Annotated in this window: 10 protein-coding genes; 6 read left to right on the plus strand and 4 right to left on the minus strand. The window is 43.8% G+C overall.

Going from position 1 to position 18,373, the window contains the following annotated elements:
• Positions 1 to 14 precede the first annotated feature (14 nt).
• Positions 15 to 7,217 carry an S-layer homology domain-containing protein gene (locus MHH56_RS06605; protein ID WP_339207414.1) on the plus strand — a complete coding sequence of 2,401 codons (7,203 nt, stop codon included), beginning with the start codon at positions 15 to 17 and terminating at the stop codon, positions 7,215 to 7,217.
• Positions 7,218 to 7,330: 113 nt separating this feature from the next.
• Here MHH56_RS06605 and MHH56_RS06610 read toward each other — a convergent pair whose 3' ends face one another.
• Both MHH56_RS06610 and MHH56_RS06615 read right to left on the minus strand, forming a co-directional pair.
• Entirely contained in the window at positions 7,331 to 7,807 is a 477-nt protein-coding gene (locus MHH56_RS06610) for a small multi-drug export protein (RefSeq protein WP_339207415.1), read from the minus strand.
• Positions 7,808 to 7,827: 20 nt separating this feature from the next.
• Positions 7,828 to 8,856: a M23 family metallopeptidase gene (locus tag MHH56_RS06615; RefSeq protein ID WP_339207416.1), complete on the minus strand. Its 1,029-nt coding sequence runs from the start codon at positions 8,854 to 8,856 to the stop codon at positions 7,828 to 7,830.
• 193 nt (positions 8,857 to 9,049) lie between these two features.
• Here MHH56_RS06615 and MHH56_RS06620 point away from each other — a divergent pair, with 193 nt between their 5' ends.
• The 3 genes from MHH56_RS06620 to MHH56_RS06630 all read left to right on the plus strand — a co-directional run bounded on the left by MHH56_RS06620 (position 9,050) and on the right by MHH56_RS06630 (position 11,923).
• On the plus strand, positions 9,050 to 9,808 hold the full coding sequence (locus tag MHH56_RS06620; protein ID WP_339207417.1) for a response regulator transcription factor: 759 nt from the start codon (positions 9,050 to 9,052) through the stop codon (positions 9,806 to 9,808).
• Positions 9,805 to 11,556 carry a HAMP domain-containing sensor histidine kinase gene (locus MHH56_RS06625; RefSeq protein WP_339207418.1) on the plus strand — a complete coding sequence of 584 codons (1,752 nt, stop codon included), beginning with the start codon at positions 9,805 to 9,807 and terminating at the stop codon, positions 11,554 to 11,556. Before MHH56_RS06620 ends, MHH56_RS06625 begins: the two co-directional genes overlap by 4 nt.
• 184 nt (positions 11,557 to 11,740) lie before the next feature.
• The gene (locus MHH56_RS06630) at positions 11,741 to 11,923 is read left to right on the plus strand and encodes a hypothetical protein (RefSeq protein WP_339207419.1); all 183 of its coding nucleotides are present in this window, start codon (positions 11,741 to 11,743) and stop codon (positions 11,921 to 11,923) included.
• A 78-nt stretch (positions 11,924 to 12,001) separates the two neighbouring features.
• Here MHH56_RS06630 and MHH56_RS06635 read toward each other — a convergent pair whose 3' ends face one another.
• On the minus strand, positions 12,002 to 12,664 hold the full coding sequence (locus MHH56_RS06635) for a PspA/IM30 family protein (protein WP_339207420.1): 663 nt from the start codon (positions 12,662 to 12,664) through the stop codon (positions 12,002 to 12,004).
• A 62-nt stretch (positions 12,665 to 12,726) separates the two neighbouring features.
• A complete protein-coding gene (locus tag MHH56_RS06640; RefSeq protein ID WP_076271803.1) occupies positions 12,727 to 12,942 on the minus strand; it encodes a PspC domain-containing protein in 216 nt (71 codons plus the stop codon).
• Between the two features lie 576 nt (positions 12,943 to 13,518).
• On the opposite strand from MHH56_RS06640, the gene MHH56_RS06645 reads away from it, so the two are divergent.
• Both MHH56_RS06645 and MHH56_RS06650 read left to right on the plus strand, forming a co-directional pair.
• On the plus strand, positions 13,519 to 16,860 hold the full coding sequence (locus MHH56_RS06645) for a PQQ-binding-like beta-propeller repeat protein (protein WP_339207421.1): 3,342 nt from the start codon (positions 13,519 to 13,521) through the stop codon (positions 16,858 to 16,860).
• A gap of 465 nt (positions 16,861 to 17,325) precedes the next feature.
• Positions 17,326 to 17,997, plus strand: a complete 672-nt coding sequence (locus tag MHH56_RS06650) for a hypothetical protein (protein WP_339207422.1) — start codon at positions 17,326 to 17,328, stop codon at positions 17,995 to 17,997.
• The last annotated feature ends 376 nt before the right edge of the window (positions 17,998 to 18,373 follow it).

Below are 18,373 nucleotides of genomic sequence, written 5' to 3' on the forward strand. Positions count from 1 at the left end.
TTGGAGTTGAATTTATGTATAAGCGTATTCGTTTTCTTCGCGCTCCCTTACTCGTTATTCTTAGTTTTCTCGTCGTATTTTCTCAAATCGTATGGTTCTCATCAACAACATATGGAGCCGGCTCGAGCTGGAATACATTAAATAACCCTATCAATAATACGAGCAACCAGTTTTTGGGGATGGGCTATGGCAATGGCATTTATGTTGCAGTAGGAAGTAACGGTCTGATTGCTACATCTTCGGATGCTGCAAAGTGGACAACAAGAAGTACGAATAGTACTCAAAACTTAAATGAAGTGGATTATGGAAACAACGTCTATGTTGCAGCTGGTGCAGGAGGTACGATTTTATATTCTACTGATGCTGTTACATGGAATGCAGCAACATCCAACACGTCGAATCAGTTATTTTCTGTGAAATTTTTAAATGGTTCATTTTGGGCAGTTGGAGCATCCGGCATTATTCTGAAATCAAGTGATGGACAGTCGTGGACATCCATTGCATCTGGAATTTCCAATGATTTGTACAACATCTCCTATGGAAACAGTAAGTATGTCTTAGGCGATGCAAACGGAAAAATTTATTATTCGGCCACTGGAAATCCATCAACATGGGGCGGAGGACAGCAGCTTAACAGTACATATTATAGTTCAATAAACTTTATAGGATTTTTAAATAATCATTTTTACGCTTTTGATTCCAGTCCAATACTTGCAAGCTACAGATCTTCAGATGCCATTACCTGGACAAGTACTCCTTTAGCTTGGCAGGCTTTTGCAGGTGCATATGGCAATGGCGTGTATGTTTTGTATAGCAATGCTAATACAGCATTCACTTCTATGGATGGGGTGAGCTGGACTGAACGGACAACAAACTATGGAAACACGATGCAGGCTATTACATTTGGCAATGGAAAATTTGTCGCTGCAGGCAATAGCGGCTCTATCATGTATTCGCTTGATGGTATCGAATGGACAACAGTAACACCAAACATCACAGATACGGTCTATAACAATGGTCTTTATGTTGCTGTAGGCTATAACAATTCGGCTACGATTGGCGGCACCATTTTTACTTCCACTGATCGAGTGAATTGGACAAGCCGGATAACGCCAACTGCAAATGGATTTTCAAGTATTGCATACGGCAACGGCACTTATGTAGCAGTTGGTTCGGGCGGTACGATCTATGTATCAAGTAATGCAACCAATTGGAATTTGGCAGCTTCTAATACGACAAGCAACTTACAAGGTGTCCAATTTGTAAATAATCGGTTTATTGCTGTAGGAAACAGCGGAACGATTTTAACATCTAGCGACGGAACGGCATGGACATCAGCTGCAATTACTGGAGGTCCGGCTATCACGACTGTTCTTTACTCTGTTGCTTATGGGAATGGAACATATGTTGCTGTAGGTCAAGGATCAAGAATGGCATATTCATCAGATGGATTGAATTGGACTGCTTCCTCTTTAACAGGTTCATCCTTCATTTTCAGAAACGTTGTTTATGCAAATAATCTATTTGTTGCTGTGGGAGCCAGTGGTAAAATATTTACCTCGTCAGATGGCACCAGCTCGAACTGGACTAGTCAAGATAGTACAGCTACTGGTCACTTAACAGGGATCGCATACGGAGCGGGACAGTTTATGGTTTCAGGTATTGGAGGGAAAATTGTATCTTCTCCGGATGGAGCAAGCTGGACTTCAGAAGCAACTAATGTAGCAGCTTTTCTTACAAATGTGGTTTATGACGGCAGCCGGTTTCTTTCACTTGGATATAATTTCACGACTATAGAGGCTGCTGCCGTAGTTTCTTCACCACCTTTGATTATTGGAAATCCTAGCAATGCAACGATTAATGAAGGCGAGAACGCTACCTTCACGGTTGCTGCGTCTAATACGAACTCTTATCAATGGCAGGTAAATACGGGTGCTGGATTTTCAAATATTGTTAATAGTTCAACGTATAGTGGAGCGACTGCCTCAACGTTAACTATAACGGGTGCGACAACGGGAATGGATGGATACCAATATCGAGTCATTGCTATGGGAAGCACAGCGCCTGCGGCAACCTCGAATAGTGCGACGTTAACGGTAACAGCACCTTCGATTGCTTCGACTATTATGTTTAAATCGAATGCTGGTATTGCTGGCAACGCAACCGTTGTGTCAGATGGGCAGGGAGGATCAGATGATATACCGGGCTTTTCGCTTGATTTTTCGGCTAAGGCTGCTGCAAATCCAAATGAAAATTTAGTTCTAACTTATGAAATTCCTTATCCGGATACAATTGGTGCAAGTGGACTATCCGCTGGTTATGCAGATAGTGAATCCCAAAGTATATGGACGATTAAAAGTCGAAATTCATCTCAAAACTTCTCTTTAGATTCGATTACGTTAATCGATTCGGGCAATAAAGATGTCAAAATTGGTGCTTTTAATGATGGTGTTCAGGTTGGAGAATGGGTCGATCTAACGATTAGTGTTGATCCATGGATGTTTACGTTCGATCACTCAAATGGATTAAACTTTTCATTTGACAATATTGATGAAATTCGAATAATTCCTCAAGATTCAGAAATGTGGATTTCAATTAATAACGTTCAGATTGGTGATCCTGTGACAAGGCCAGCTCCTTCGATTACAAGCAATCCAAGCAATGCGACGATCAATGAGGGTGACAACGCGACCTTCACGGTTGCTGCATCTAATGCGAGCTCGTATCAATGGCAGGTGGACACTGGTGCGGGATTTACAAATATTAGTGATAATACAGATTACGCTGGAGCAACAACAGCAACTTTAGTTATAAAAGGCGCAACAGCGGCAATGAGCGGATACCAGTATCGCGTAGTCGCTTCGGGTAGTACTTCGCCTGCGGCAACCTCGAATAGTGCAACGTTGACAGTAATTCCTATGAATGTACCTTTGGCAGACTTTGCAAATACGAGCAAGACTGGAACATCGGCGACATTTGCATGGAGCGCAGCAACGGGCGCAACCAGCTTGAAGATTGAACAATCGCCAACTGGCGCAAACACATGGACAACAGCGACAACAGGTGCTCTTTCCACGAACGCAACAACAGCAACGGTAACAGGCTTGTCTGCAGCGACGGAGTATGATTTCCGCCTTGCTGTAACTGGCGGAGCGAATGCTGGCAACTCGAATGTGGTGAATGTGACTACTAATTCAGTTGCTTTAATAAACTTTGCTAGTACGACCAAGACCGGAACATCGGCGACATTTGCATGGAGCGCAGCAACGGGCGCAACCAGCTTGAAGATTGAACAATCGCCAACTGGCGCAAACACATGGACAACAGCGGCAACTGGCGCACTTGCGACCAATGCAACAACAGCAACGGTAACAGGTTTGTCCGCCGCAACGGGATATGATTTCCGCCTTGTTGTAACTGGCGGAGCAAATGCTGGCAACTCGAATGTGGTGAATGTGACTACTAATTCAGTTGCGTTGATAGACTTTGCTAATTCGAGCAAGACTGGAACATCGGCGACCTTTACATGGAGCGCAGCAACGGGAGCAACCGGCTTGAAAATTGAGCAATCCCCGGCAGGAGCAAATACATGGACAACAGCGTCAACAGGCGCGCTTGCGATCAATGCAACAACAGCAACGGTAACAGGGTTGTCCGCCGCAACGGGATATGATTTCCGCCTTGCTGTAACTGGCGGAGCAAATGCAGGCGACTCGAACGTAGTAACGTTGACGACAAATCCAATCGCACTTACAAACTTCGCGAGTGCAAGCAAAACGGGAACAAGCGCAACGTTCACATGGAGCGCAGCAACAGGAGCAACAAACATTAAAGTGGAGCAATCACCAACAGGTGCTAACACGTGGACAACAGCGACAACAGGTGCTCTTTCCACGAATGCAACAACAGCAACGGTAACAGGCTTGTCAGCAGCGACAGGTTATGACTTCCGTCTAGTTGTAACAGGCGGAGCAAATGCAGGCGACTCTAACGTAGTAACGGTGACGACAAATCCGATTGCACTAACAGACTTCGCAAGTGCAAGCCAAACGGGAACAAGTGCAACGTTCACTTGGAGCGCAGCAACGGGCGCAACAAACATTAAAGTTGAGCAATCACCAACAGGTGCAAACACATGGACAACAGCGACAACAGGCGTGATTGCGACCAATGCAACAACAGCAACGGTAACAGGTTTGTCCGCTGCAACGGGATATGACTTCCGTCTAGTAGTTACAGGCGGAGCAAATGCAGGCGACTCAAACGTAGTAACGGTGACGACAAACCCGGTTGCACTGACAGACTTCGCTAGTGCAAGCAAAACAGGAACAAGCGCAACCTTCACATGGAGTGCAGCAACGAATGCAATAAGCATTAAAGTGGAACAATCACCAACAGGTGCAAACACATGGACAACAGCGACAACAGGCGTGATTGCGACCAATGCAACAACAGCAACGGTAACAGGTTTGTCCGCTGCAACGGGATATGACTTCCGTCTAGTAGTTACAGGCGGAGCAAATGCAGGCGACTCAAACGTAGTAACGGTGACGACAAACCCGGTTGCACTGACAGACTTCGCTAGTGCAAGCAAAACAGGAACAAGCGCAACCTTCACATGGAGTGCAGCAACGAATGCAATAAGCATTAAAGTGGAACAAACACCAACAGGTGCAAACACATGGACAACAGCGACAACAGGCGTGATTGCGACAAATGCAACAACAGCAACAGTAACAGGCTTGTCAGCAGCGACAGGTTATGACTTCCGTCTAGTAGTTACAGGCGGAGCAAATGCTGGCGACTCTAACGTAGTAACGGTGACGACAAATCCGATTGCACTAACAGACTTCGCAAGTGCAAGCCAAACGGGAACAAGTGCAACGTTCACTTGGAGCGCAGCAACGGGCGCAACAAACATTAAAGTTGAGCAATCACCAACAGGTGCAAACACATGGACAACAGCGACAACAGGCGTGATTGCGACCAATGCAACAACAGCAACAGTAACAGGCTTGTCAGCAGCGACAGGTTATGACTTCCGTCTAGTAGTTACAGGCGGAGCAAATGCTGGCGACTCTAACGTAGTAACGGTGACGACAAATCCGATTGCACTAACAGACTTCGCAAGTGCAAGCCAAACGGGAACAAGTGCAACGTTCACTTGGAGCGCAGCAACGGGCGCAACAAACATTAAAGTTGAGCAATCACCAACAGGTGCAAACACATGGACAACAGCGACAACAGGCGTGATTGCGACCAATGCAACAACAGCAACGGTAACAGGTTTGTCCGCTGCAACGGGATATGACTTCCGTCTAGTAGTTACAGGCGGAGCAAATGCAGGCGACTCAAACGTAGTAACGGTGACGACAAACCCGGTTGCACTGACAGACTTCGCTAGTGCAAGCAAAACAGGAACAAGCGCAACCTTCACATGGAGTGCAGCAACGAATGCAATAAGCATTAAAGTGGAACAATCACCAACAGGTGCAAACACATGGACAACAGCGACAACAGGCGTGATTGCGACCAATGCAACAACAGCAACAGTAACAGGCTTGTCAGCAGCGACAGGTTATGACTTCCGTCTAGTAGTTACAGGCGGAGCAAATGCTGGCGACTCTAACGTAGTAACGGTGACGACAAATCCGATTGCACTAACAGACTTCGCAAGTGCAAGCCAAACGGGAACAAGTGCAACGTTCACTTGGAGCGCAGCAACGGGCGCAACAAACATTAAAGTTGAGCAATCACCAACAGGTGCAAACACATGGACAACAGCGACAACAGGCGTGATTGCGACCAATGCAACAACAGCAACGGTAACAGGCTTGTCGGCAGCGACAGGTTATGACTTCCGCTTAGTTGTAACAGGCGGAGCGAATGCAGGCGACTCGAACGTAGTAACGGTAACAACTTATTCAATTGAACCTTCACAGCCCAACCCGCCAAAAACGGAAGAAACCGATGTTGAAGTGCTGGTGAACGGTAAAATTGAATACGCAGGTAAAGCGACTACAGCAATTGTGAATAATCAAAAGGTGACAACGATTATCGTGGATCCTAATAAGCTTAAGAACAGATTGGAGTCTGAGGGTCAGCATGCTGTCATTACGATTCCGTTAAAAGGCAGCTCAGATGTTTATGCTTCACAAATAAATGGGCAGATCATTTCTGATTTGGGACAAAAGCAAGCTAACTTCGTCCTTCAACATGATCAATTTACGTATACGATACCTGCTTCGCAGATCAGTATTGATGCACTCACTAAGCTTTTTGGAAAAAAATTAAATCTTCAAGACCTCAAGCTCGAGATAGAGATTGCCAAGCCATTAGCAGATACCATAAAAATGGTGGAAAGTGCAGCAGTTAAAGGCCAGTTTGAGATGGTTGTTCCAGCGCTTAATTTCACAGTGCGAGCTTCGTATGATGGAAAAACGATTGAAGTTTCTAAATTCGATGCGTATGTAGAAAGAATGATAGCTATCCCAGCTGGTGTTGATCCTAACCGAATAACGACAGGGATTGTGGTTGAACCAGATGGATCTGTTCGTCATGTTCCAACTAGACTTGTCGTTAAGAATGAAAAGTATTATGCCGTAGTGAACAGCTTAACGAACAGCACATATACCATTGTCTGGCATCCACTTGCATTTAAGGATGTAGAGCGGCATTGGGCAAAAGAAGCTGTGAATGATATGGGTTCACGAATGGTAATAACGGGTGTTGGCAATGAAATGTTTAATCCGAATAAATCGATTACTCGTGCGGAGTTTGCTGCTATTATCGTTCGGGGATTAGGTTTGAAATTGGAGACAAGCTCATCGTCATTCTCGGATGTGAACAAAAATGAATGGTATAGCAGCTATATTCAAACCGCATTTGCAAATGGTCTTATTAACGGATATGAAGATGGAACCTTCCGTCCTATGGACAAAATAACGAGAGAGCAAGCCATGGCGATCATTGCAAAAGCAATGAAAATCACCGGCTTGAAACCGAGTCTTGCAGCAAGTGAAGCTGGAGAATTGCTGCTTCCTTATAAAGATGCGAATGCCGCATCCGAATGGGCGAAGAGCAGCATCCTCGATTGCTTGCAAGTGGAGATCTTCTCAGGCAGAAGCAGTACTGTGCTTGCTCCTAAAGATGAAATCACGAGAGCAGAAGTGGCTGTGATCATCCAAAGACTTCTCAAAAAATCTAATTTGATTTAAAAGACTAAATACTAAAGGGTTATCTTACAAAGGTGAATACACCAATGTGAGATAACCCTTTTTTCTGTTTGAGCAATAGGATTTAAGTGAGCCTGTATGCTCGATCATCGCAATTAAATTATTTTCATATAGCTAAATCCATAAACAGAGCCGAGCGCCATTACAATGGTCCATACGGCAAGGCTGACTGCCATCCATTGAATGACGCGTTTTCGCGAGGATCCTAATGACAAAGCTAATAAAGCCGCGATGTCGGTGCCCACAATAAGGGGAGCCAGCAGGGCAAGTCCGGGAAGGCCGTAACGCTCCCAAATTCGCCTTGCTCGAGTCTCCTTTTTTGATGTTGTGGTAATGCCCTTCTTCAATTTCCGATTCGTATTCCACTTCGAAAATTGTTTGAAAAACAGGCCCAGGAGCAGTACCAAAAGAAAGTTGCCTGCAAAGCCGATAATGGCTACAGCTACTGGCGACAATCCTGCTACGATGCCAAGAGGTACGACTAGAAATACATCCAACCACGGCGCTGCTGCGAGTAAAAATAAAACAATATATGGCCATATCCCATCCGTTTGCTGAATCCATTCAATCATATTGTTCCTCCAGTTATTATTTAATTAGCTGAGGAAATGGTTTCGCCTTGAGACGGCTTCATCGCATTTTCCCACTTCACATTGATGGATCGGGCAGTGAATAGTTCGGGTCCGTCTGATAGCTGAAAATGCAAATGGGGCTCACTGCTGTTGCCTGAATTGCCGGTCAGACCTATGACGTCGCCTTTTTTGACCTTGTCTCCTGGCTTAACTGTTGCAGAGCCTTTCTTGAGATGCGCCAGATGGCTGTATTCTCCACCGTGATCAATGACGACATTATTCCCAGCAGGTTGATTCGGATTCATTACCCCAACAGGCGCATTATCTAAAATATCATTCACTACCGATATGATTATACCATCCGCTGGAGCAATGATTTCTTTCCCGAAGGCATAATAGCTTTCATTTTTGAGCGGGTCACCTTTATAGGAAAAATGATCTTTTGTTTGGATAAAATCGTACGCGTATCGCTGAATCTCTAGTTCATAATGATAATTCACAAGAACATTCTCGCCGCCCCAAAATACAAACCATTCGCCCTCAAAAGGTAAAGCATATTTATTTTTGCTCAGCTTCGAATCGGTTTCAGGTGAGGAGGTTAGTTCCTGAACTTGAATTGATGTAATGACTCCGTCAGAATCAAACATTCCGAGCAGCCCCTTATTCCCCTCGTCACTCACCCATATACGCCGATCGTAACCATTAAGCTGTATAGTAGAGGATTTCTCGAATGTATGGATACCATTCGTAAACTCCTCTCCCGTCTTTTCTAAATCTGCTTCGCTTACCGCATCCCTTAAAGGCTGATTAAAACGGGCATAAATTTCCTTATACTTGCCGTCCAGCAGTGCCTTTGGCAGGTCGTCTGGCATAAGTAATTGGTTCGTCGTCTCAGTGGGGCTCATTGTTTGCACAGCTCCTGTATTGGTGGTCACTGCTGAATTTTCTCCGCTGCAAGCGGCCAGAAGTAAAGCTAGTGAACCGGCAGCTAATGCCGTTTTTGCAGTCATTGCTGTACCATATATATAATTCGTTGCTCCTTTTTTCATTTTCATCGCCTCCCGATAATACCATTGTAGCAGCAGAGTCTTAGCTCTTATGAAACCCATCATTAACGCACTCTTAACTTTAAGAAGAGTGAATGGAGACGAATTAAGCTTCCCTTAAGATTAGAATGATTTAAAGTGAAAAAAATCATGCTATGATGATATAAACATCAGTTGGCGGAAGGAGCTGGCACGAATGAACCATGCATCAATTTTGCTCGTTGATGATGAGCAAGCGCTACTGGAGCTTTTGCAGACGGTATTGCGCAAGGAAGGCTACATGAATATTGATACCGTGCAATCGGGTGAAGAAGCCATTGAAGCTTGTGAAGCTAAAAAATACGATTTAATTGTACTGGATGTGATGCTGCCAGGGCGCAGCGGAATTGAAATATGTCCTTTTATCCGTCAAACGACGAACGCGCCAATTTTATTTCTCACCGCGAGAACATCGGATTTTGACAAGCTGACAGGGTTTGCGATTGGGGGAGATGACTACATTACCAAACCATTTAATCCGCTGGAAGTAGTAGCCCGCATAAGGGCGCAGCTGCGGCGGTACTTTAGTTCGTCAACGGAAACTGATGCCTTAAAAAATACCTCGGAAGATTCCCACAATCGAAAATCCAACGTATTTGATTACGGTCGATTTAAATTAGATGAGACAGCAGGTGAGCTGTTTATTGAAGGACAGGCTGTTTCATGTCCTGCACTTGTGTTTCAGCTGCTGCTTTTTCTTTGCAAAAACCCTAATCGAATATTCAGTAAAAGCGAGCTGTATGAGAAGGTTTGGGGTGAAGAAGCCTTCAGTGATGACAATACGGTCATGGTTCATATTCATCGGATAAGAGAAAGAATTGAAGCTGATCCGTCTAATCCAAAATTTATCGTTAACGTCAGAGGTATGGGCTACAAACTAGTTAAAACGGATCAGCAGGAGCTTACTATGCCATGAATATTAAGCGACAACTAACAGTGAAGTTCGTTCTTCAACTCGCAATAGCAGGAATGATCGTTCTTCTCATAGCTGCGCTGACCTTTTATTGGATGCTGCAGCGGTTTAGCGAGATTAACATTACACGTGATTTTGCCAGTGTAGGGTTAGAACAGATGGTAGAATCCTCTAAGCTTGGCAAGAATGGCATTACGTTTGCACCAAGCTTGCTGAGGCAGGTGAAGAAAAACAATGGCTGGCTGCAAAGCCTAGATGAGAATGGAAAAGTTGCTAGTGCTTATAACACGCCCAAAGATGTTCCCAACCAATATGGGCCAGGTGAATTAGTGGAACACTGGATGGGGAAGAGCACATTTCCTTACCAGATTGCGTTATGGATACAGCAGAAGGATGGGAAGAAATACACAATGGTCTATGGGGCTCCAAAAGTAATAGAGCCTATATTGGAACAATTAAATGAAGTCGAATTCATTGTTTCTGAAAAAAAATTAGTCCTTCCAGATGCCTTATCAGGAAAAATAAGATCGGCTCATGCTTTTGTTCAACTGATCGATTCGGCAGGTGTGGAACTGGTCTCCTATAACAAACCCGATGCGGTACCTTCGTTATACTCCGTTCCGGAACTTGCGCTTCGTACATTGTATGGTGAAAGATACGGTTACCGGATAGCAACCTCGCATGATGCAGAAACAGGAAACACCTGGCTTGTCGGAGAGCCGAATAGTGTAGCGGGAGATTCGGGCAAAAAGAAATGGATACCGGAGGAAGCACAGGTAGTCATTATCGGGTCCATTTTCTTGTTTATCTCCTTACTGGTCTTGTTCGTACTCCTCTCACTATGGCAGGCCCATCGCTTTGGCGCACCGATGCTGCACATGCTTGTGTGGCTCGATTCAATAGGGAAAACGGTGTATGAAGAACCTGTTGATCGTAGAGGTCTCCATCGAAGCCGAACGTCAGCAGGGAAATGGCGGCGAAGGTATCGTGTTTTTGCTGATGTGATGGTTTCTATTGAAAAGTTATCCAATGCGTTGAAGAGAGAGCAAGCGATGCGGGAGCAAACGGAAAGCCTAAGAGAAGAATGGATTGCTGGCGTTACCCATGATTTGAAGACGCCGTTATCCTCTATAACTGGTTATGCCCATTTATTAGCAGAGCCGGCATATGATTGGTCTCAGGAGGAGGTACGTAAATTTTCTTCGACGATGCTGGAAAAATCGGCTCATATGGATATGTTGATCAGCGATCTTGCTATGACGTACCGATTGAGGTCGGGAATTCTTCCTCCTGAGACGATGAAGGTTGAACTGAACGCCTGGCTTTATGAAGCGCTTGAGCAGGCTGCCGCTGATCCTGCTTATGGAAAAGAGCGCATTGTATTTCATGCTGCGCAAGATGATGTTTGGGTCCAACTGTATACGCCTTGGCTGGAGAGAGTGGTTAATAATTTAACCGCTAATTCGCTGCTTCATAACCCGCCTGGTACCGTTTTGACGGTATCGCTTCTGGCGACTGAAGAAGGTGGCGGAATAACGATAAAATTCACCGATGATGGCGACGGTATGGATGAAGCTACATTGAATCGGCTTTTTGAGCGTTATTATCGCGGCACGGATACCGCATCCACCACCAACGGTTCTGGACTTGGCATGGCTATATCGAAGGGACTGATTGAAGCTATGGGTGGCAGGATTGCGGTTAAAACAACACCGGGTGAAGGGACGACGATTTTGTTAATTTGGAGCTGACAACGTCGACTTTCATCGAACAAACAACAGTTAAAGAATCGCTATAAAATTAGTAAATAAATAAAAAAAACGCTAGATCATGATATATTGATGATCTAGCGTTTTTTTAAATCTACAAAAGAATGAAAAATGTAAAGATAACATATTCTTGTCAATCGAAATTATTTGCCAGGGAGGGGTAAGAATGCAGCAACAGGAAAAAGAAATACAGGAGCTTAAAGAACGATTAGTTAACGTCGAGGAAAAACTTCAACGTAAATCGAATTCTTCTAACGCTCTTAAGTTTGTACTGTGGTTCATCCTTATATTCGTCGTTCTACTGATCGCAATTGGCGTATTTCAATTTATTGGCTCTTCTTCATCCTAATTTAAAATAATATTCTAACGAATAAAGCGGCGGTCAATGACGTTATTATACGTCTTTGCCCGCCGCTTTAAGTTGTATTTATGATTTTTTAGTTTGAAGCCGTTTAAGTTCTTCATCCACACGAGCTTTGCGCTGCTCTAGCTGCTGATCGGAACCATATGCGCCAGCATGTAAGCTGTTGTATGAACCTTTTGTAAGCTCACGTTGTGCTTCTAATTCCATTACCTTTTGTTCAATCCGATCGAACCCTTGTGAAGCGGAGCTTCCATGAAGGGAGTTGGAATAGCTAGAAGAGGTTGCAGTTGTCTGCTGCACGCGGGTAATGAGCTCAGCGCGTTTTCCTTGCAGCCGTGTTTTCTCTTCTTTCAATGCCTCAATGCGATAACCGAGGTCAAGTACCGCTTGCTTTGCAAGCTGCTGCAATCTTACCGTTTCTTCAGCTTGTTCTAGATACAGCAGCTTCGCTTCAAGCGCCGTACGAGCTTCTGCTTCACGTTCCTCAACTGCCGCTTGCTCTGCTTTACCCTCGTAATAGCTTACTTGTCCGCTGAATTCACTTAGTTTAGATTGCAGCATGCGATCCTGTGCTTGCTGCTGCGCCAGCGCATGCTCAGTTTTGGCAATTTCCTCATCCAAATCTCTCAAATAATGATTAAGCATCATGACCGGATTTTCCATCTTGTCCAACATTTCATTTGCTGCTGCCTTTGTCATACTAACTACTCGTTGTAAAATTCCCATTGATAATCTCTCCTTAAAAGTTTGTGTTTGGTTTTATTTTCATTTGCATTCGTTTATTTGATTTAGTAGTGATCGGCAAATCGAAAGTCGTTGTTAATTGCTTTTGGGATAAAGAGTGTAGCTATAAAATATGCGAGTATAACCGTTCCGAAGCTGAAGAACGCCGCAATGACAACTAACAATCTAACAATAGTGGAATCAATGCCGAGCCATTGTCCGATGCCTCCGCATAGACCTGTCAGCTTGCTGTCTGTCGTTGATCGAAATAATTTTTTCATATACAGTCATCCTTTCGTGTAGCTCATCTATGTCCTTATTGTAGTCTCTGGAAGATTGTTTCGTAACGGTCCTCGGGCCATTTCGGTGCTAGGCTTTAGGCGGGGACTGTCTGCGACGGGCGACGGGGCTGCCGCTATTCTTATAGCAGTTATAGGCTGTGCTTTATTAGAAATTGCTTTTGGATTGGTGTTGGTCTCAGATGAAATTGTAAATCCATAAAAAAGCTGTCCGAAAATCATTAGACCTTTGGGCAGCCTTATCGGGATGATCAGGTTGTAGAACCAGCGAATTACGGTTGTGGGTTACATGTTCATTGCGTAGCTAAGCTGTAGTAGCGTTGCTTCTTTAAAGGAGCAGCTTAGAAATTCTATTTCTGCAGGCAAACCTTCTGCTGTGTAATCAGTCGAAACCGTAATTGCTGGCTGAGAATCCTGAATAAGGACTTAGTTTATTATTGTTTACCGCCTTCCCGAGCGAGAGAGGCTGCTAAATTCCTTTACTCTATTCAACCAATCTACTATTATAAATTTAGATTTTAGAGATAATAATTAGTATAAATGGGAGATGGGACCAACATGAACAGATGGTTTTATTATAAAATCGGAATTTGCTTGCTGATCGTTTTTACGCTGTGTGTTCCAAGCTTCGGTGCTTCATCCTCTGTCCAAGCGAATGACGCTAAACCTGCTGCTTCCTATTTAGCAGAGCGATGGAGCGAAAGCATCAAGGGAGGTACAGCTGCGAATCCGGCCATCGGTGAGGACGGCACGGTGTACATCCTATCTCAGCAAGGGAAGGTTTATGCCTTTAGCCCTGTTGGCAAGCAGCTGTGGTCTGCTGATGTTAGTCCTATGGATGTTACTTCTTCAGAAAGAGAAGGTCAGCTCGAAATAGGAGCAGACGGGATCCTTTATGTCGGCTCAAGAGGGAATTTATATGCTTTCAACAAAGATGGCGTGAAAAAATGGGAGTATGAAACAACCTATTCAAGCTTTCAAAAGGTTGTCGTTCAACGTAACGGCTTAATCTATATTCAAGTGAGATCAAGGGACCTGCTGCTTGCCCTGCGTATGGATGGTACGAAAGCATTGGAACGGACCAATATTACGAATTTGGTAAAGTACGCAGACACTTTAGAGGATAAGGTTTTTATTACATCTTATAAAATAGATACCAAATTTGTTGAGGGCAAGCTAAGCACCGAATGGATATCTTATGCGGAGGAATTAAATGCTAGCGGCTCATCGCGCTGGAAAGTCAATATGTATGGATCATCTTATAATACCCCAATGACGGACAAGCAAGGCAATTTAATCGTATATTTAGAGGCTTCGAAAAAAGGAGATCAATCGGGTAGTTCACAGCTTAGTCAGGACAGAAGTCCAGGTGAGGTTAAAGTGATCAGTGAGGGAGCTGTGAAAAAAAGTTACTCGCTAAGCGCAAGGTCATACGCTCCTGTTATTTTTGATGATCAACAAAACGCTTATATTGTTACGAGAGATGCTGTCATTACTAAATTTGATACGCAAGGAAAACTGATATGGAAGCTGCAAATCGACGAAGATACTAATGTATTGGAAAACGGAACAGCAATGCAGCTGGATAAGGATGGTTCCCTTCTTTTCTACAGCTCATTGATTGGTTATGACAAGACGAAGGTTGAGAAAACCGAGCAAAGTGAATATTTTAAAAATCGCTTGCTTCGGATAAATCAAAGAGGGGAATTGCAATCCTCTATAAAGAGCGGCCTTTATGCTAGTTCGGTTGTTTCGTTAGACAATGGAATGAATGTAATAAATGGTTATAACAAAGTTGTTTTATCGGATTTGAAATCAACGAAGCTAACAGAGTACAACACAAATTCCCCCATTTATTTAACATATAGGGATATCAATACGATCTATGTTGGAACAGAGAGCGGCCGGATAATCGCGTTTGAAATTAAACAAGCCTCAAACAAGGGCGATGCGGTTTCCATCACGTTTGGGAACCTCTTTCCGTACATTGAATCAAAAAGTACATACTCGCTATTTGCAACTGTGAAGTGGGCAGATGGCAAGGAGCAAACCAATCCGCAAGGCATCGTTTATCGCAGCAACAATGAAAAAATTGCTTATTTTGATAAACAGGGCCTTCATACGGTCGGAGCTGGTGAAGTCGAGGTAAGCGCTGAATATTTGCATTTGAAGACGACAATGAAAATTAAGATAAACGAGCGAGCTTATATGAATGAGCCTGGGGTTACCTATAGCGCTCAGCTTGTGAAAAAATGGGGAGTGTCGTTGCCTACACTGAATAGCAGTATTAATGAGGTATACCAGGCTCCCCTCATCTCGGATAATGGTACGGTTTATGCACTTAGCAGTCAAGGGAAGGTAGCAGCTGTCAGCTTGGAAGGAAAGCTACAGTGGCAATACGATTTGAAGGATCAGGTATGGGCGAGACCTGCAATTGGACCGGATGGACGGCTTTTTATAGGAACGAATAGCGGTTTGCTTACAGCATTTGATCCAAGCAGCGGCAAGCAGGTTCTTCATAATATGGTGGCAGCTAATCAGCGCAATACTATGATTGGGTGGGATCGTTCCAGTAATAGATATACAGGATTTACAAATAATAATATTGTTAGGGATGGCAACAAACGCAGCGTCACCAGTTATCTTGAAGCATCAAATGTTTCGGATACTCGGCTTTGGTCGATATCGTTGAGTGGAGAGATCACACATTTTGAGCCAACTTTAAATGATACTGGAGACACTTTATATGTTATTACTACGGCAGATGAGTGGGTTGGTGAGAGTGCGACTATACCTTCAGGAATAGTACAAATTCGTAGACATGGCACGCTTTACGCTATTAATGCTTCATCTGGCAGCATTCGTTGGAAGTATGAGCTCGGCGTGTCAGATAATACATTTTATAAACCGTTGCTGCTTCAGGATGGGACCATTGTTACGAGCAGCTCACAAGGTACTGTAGAAGCAGTAGATAAAGAAGGCAAATCGAAATGGAAGAAAAATTTGAAAGTATATGCCTATACAGGACCATTTTTAAGCGAAAATAAGCTCGTTATATTTAAACCTGGCGAGAATATTGGCGTGACCGAGGGAGAAGAGCTTATCCGTTTTATTAATGTGAAAAATTATCCCGAATCCACCAATAGTATCAACCAGCAGCAGAATGAATGGCTTCTTACTTTATCTGATAATACTTACGCTAGTAGAGGACGTCATTCCCTTGCATCGTATAATTTAGCAGGCAAGTTGAAGTGGGAGCTCCCTATTGCTGGAGAAAAGACTGCAGTAAGTAGAATTAGCAACAACTTTCAAGTTGCAGTTATCGATTCAGCAGGTGAATTAACCTTCTCTGATATTGAGGTTAAACATACTTCTGGACTTTTATTTTCCGATTTGAAGCTGCACTGGGCAAAAGGAGCCGTTGAGGAACTTGCAGCAGCTGGCGTTGTAGACGGTTTTCCAGATGGAACCTACCGTCCTGCTGCTCAGGTAACGAGGGAGCAGTTTCTGGCTATGCTTGCGAAGAAACTGAAAGTTTCTGTTAAAGCAGAAAACCTGTCATTTCTTGACGTCCCGAGCACGCGTTGGTCTAGGCCATTTATTGAATCGGCTGTAACACAAGGCTGGATTGATGCTTCAAAATATGGAAATCGCTTCAAGCCTGAACAACCGATTACAAGAGAAGAGGTAGCGGTATGGACAGCAAAAGCACTAAAGTTGATCGAAAAAACGGACGGCTTAGCTAAGATTTCTGACAAATCATCCATACAAGCATCAAACCTTGGGTTGGTGGGCGCAATAATAGATTCCGGTATTATTACTGGCTACAAGGACGGAAGCTTCAAGCCGCTCGCGACTTTGACTCGTGCAGAGGCAGCTGCTCTACTGGCACGAATGTAACAAGTTAGAGCAGAAGTACACGATAACAGCAGCTGCCTAAGATGTGGCATTAGCGTATTGAAAAGTTGAATAAAAAAAGTGCGACGTAGAACGTCATAGTATGACATATTATAAAAAGATGAATAAACAAGTGTGACGTAGAACGTCATAGTATGACATCTTTGAAAAGTTGAATAAGATAGTTGTGACATAGAACGTCATGGCTGACATCTTTGAAAAGTTGAATAAGATCGTTGTGTCGTAGAACGTCATAGGCTGACGTCTTTTAAAAGTTGAATAAGATCGTTGTGACGTAGAACGTCATAGGCTGACATTTTAAAAAGTTGAATAAGATAGTTGTGACATAGAACGTCATGGCTGACATCTTATAAAAAGTTAAATAAAAAAGTGTGACGTAGAACGTCCCTGGTTTTCCTCTGAACAAGAGGAGCCAAGGACGTTTTTTCATTTTGAGGAGGATGAGAGATGGAATTTGCTGAAGAACATGAGAAATGGTTGAAAAAACATTTGCGTGCAAGTAAGGGAGAGCACAAGAGCAGGCTTCAGCGTGGACATGGGCATGGTGAACGTTTGTTTTTGAAGCAAGTTTGGTGGCCGATGATGGGTAGTTTTGATCATTTACATCCGGAGTATGAAGTCGTGGATTGGCGTGGGAACCCTTTTTATATTGATTTAGTTTGGCAGCGGGGAGCGACGAGGTTCGCTTTCGAAATAAAGGGCTATGGACCTCATGTTCAGAATACCGATCGAATTCGATACCGACGGGAGCTAAATCGGGAAACATTTCTGCAAGTGCTTGGATACCGCGTCGTGTCCATACCTTATGACGAGTTGGAGGAAAAGCCGCAACTTATTGCGTCTTTGCTGCAGTCGCTGCTGGCTCCTTATTTGGTGACTCACACGCAAGAGCAAAACATGACACGCCTGGAGCGTGAGTTATTGCATTATGCGTTTAGGTCAAACAAGAACATTCGCCCAGCCGATGTGATGAAGGAGTTTCATATTAATCGCCGTACAGCGGTCAAATATTTAAAAAGACTGTGTGATGTTGGCAAGCTGCGTCCAGTTGTATCAGGAAAAGGTATTCGTATTGTCAGCTATGAGCTGATACGCTCGGCTTTTAATCCTTTTTTGTAGGGAGCGGAAGTGGACGTAGGAGTAGGACTAGGAGTAAGAGTAAGAGTAAGAGTAAGAGTAAGAGTAAGAGTAAGAGTAAGAGTAAGAGTAAGAGTAAGAGTAAGAGTAAGAGAGGAATTAGAAGTGACGGCTGAATATGTGTGAATGTGTGCATTTGTGGAGCGTGTGACTTGTGAGTATGTGGAGTGTGTCTTAATTACATACGAATTGTATAGGTAGATTGTGTCTTAATTGCATACGAATTGTGTAGGTAGAGAGGGATTGAAATTATGTATATGGATTGTGAATGTAGTGTGTGTGGGGTGTGAATTTGGATTGTGCACGTAGTGTGAGTGAAGTGTGTATGTACCGCGGGTAAAGTTTGAATAAGTGCAAA

Origin of the sequence: Paenibacillus sp. FSL K6-3182 (assembly GCF_037976325.1) — a bacterium.
Taxonomy (GTDB): Bacteria; Bacillota; Bacilli; order Paenibacillales; family Paenibacillaceae; genus Pristimantibacillus.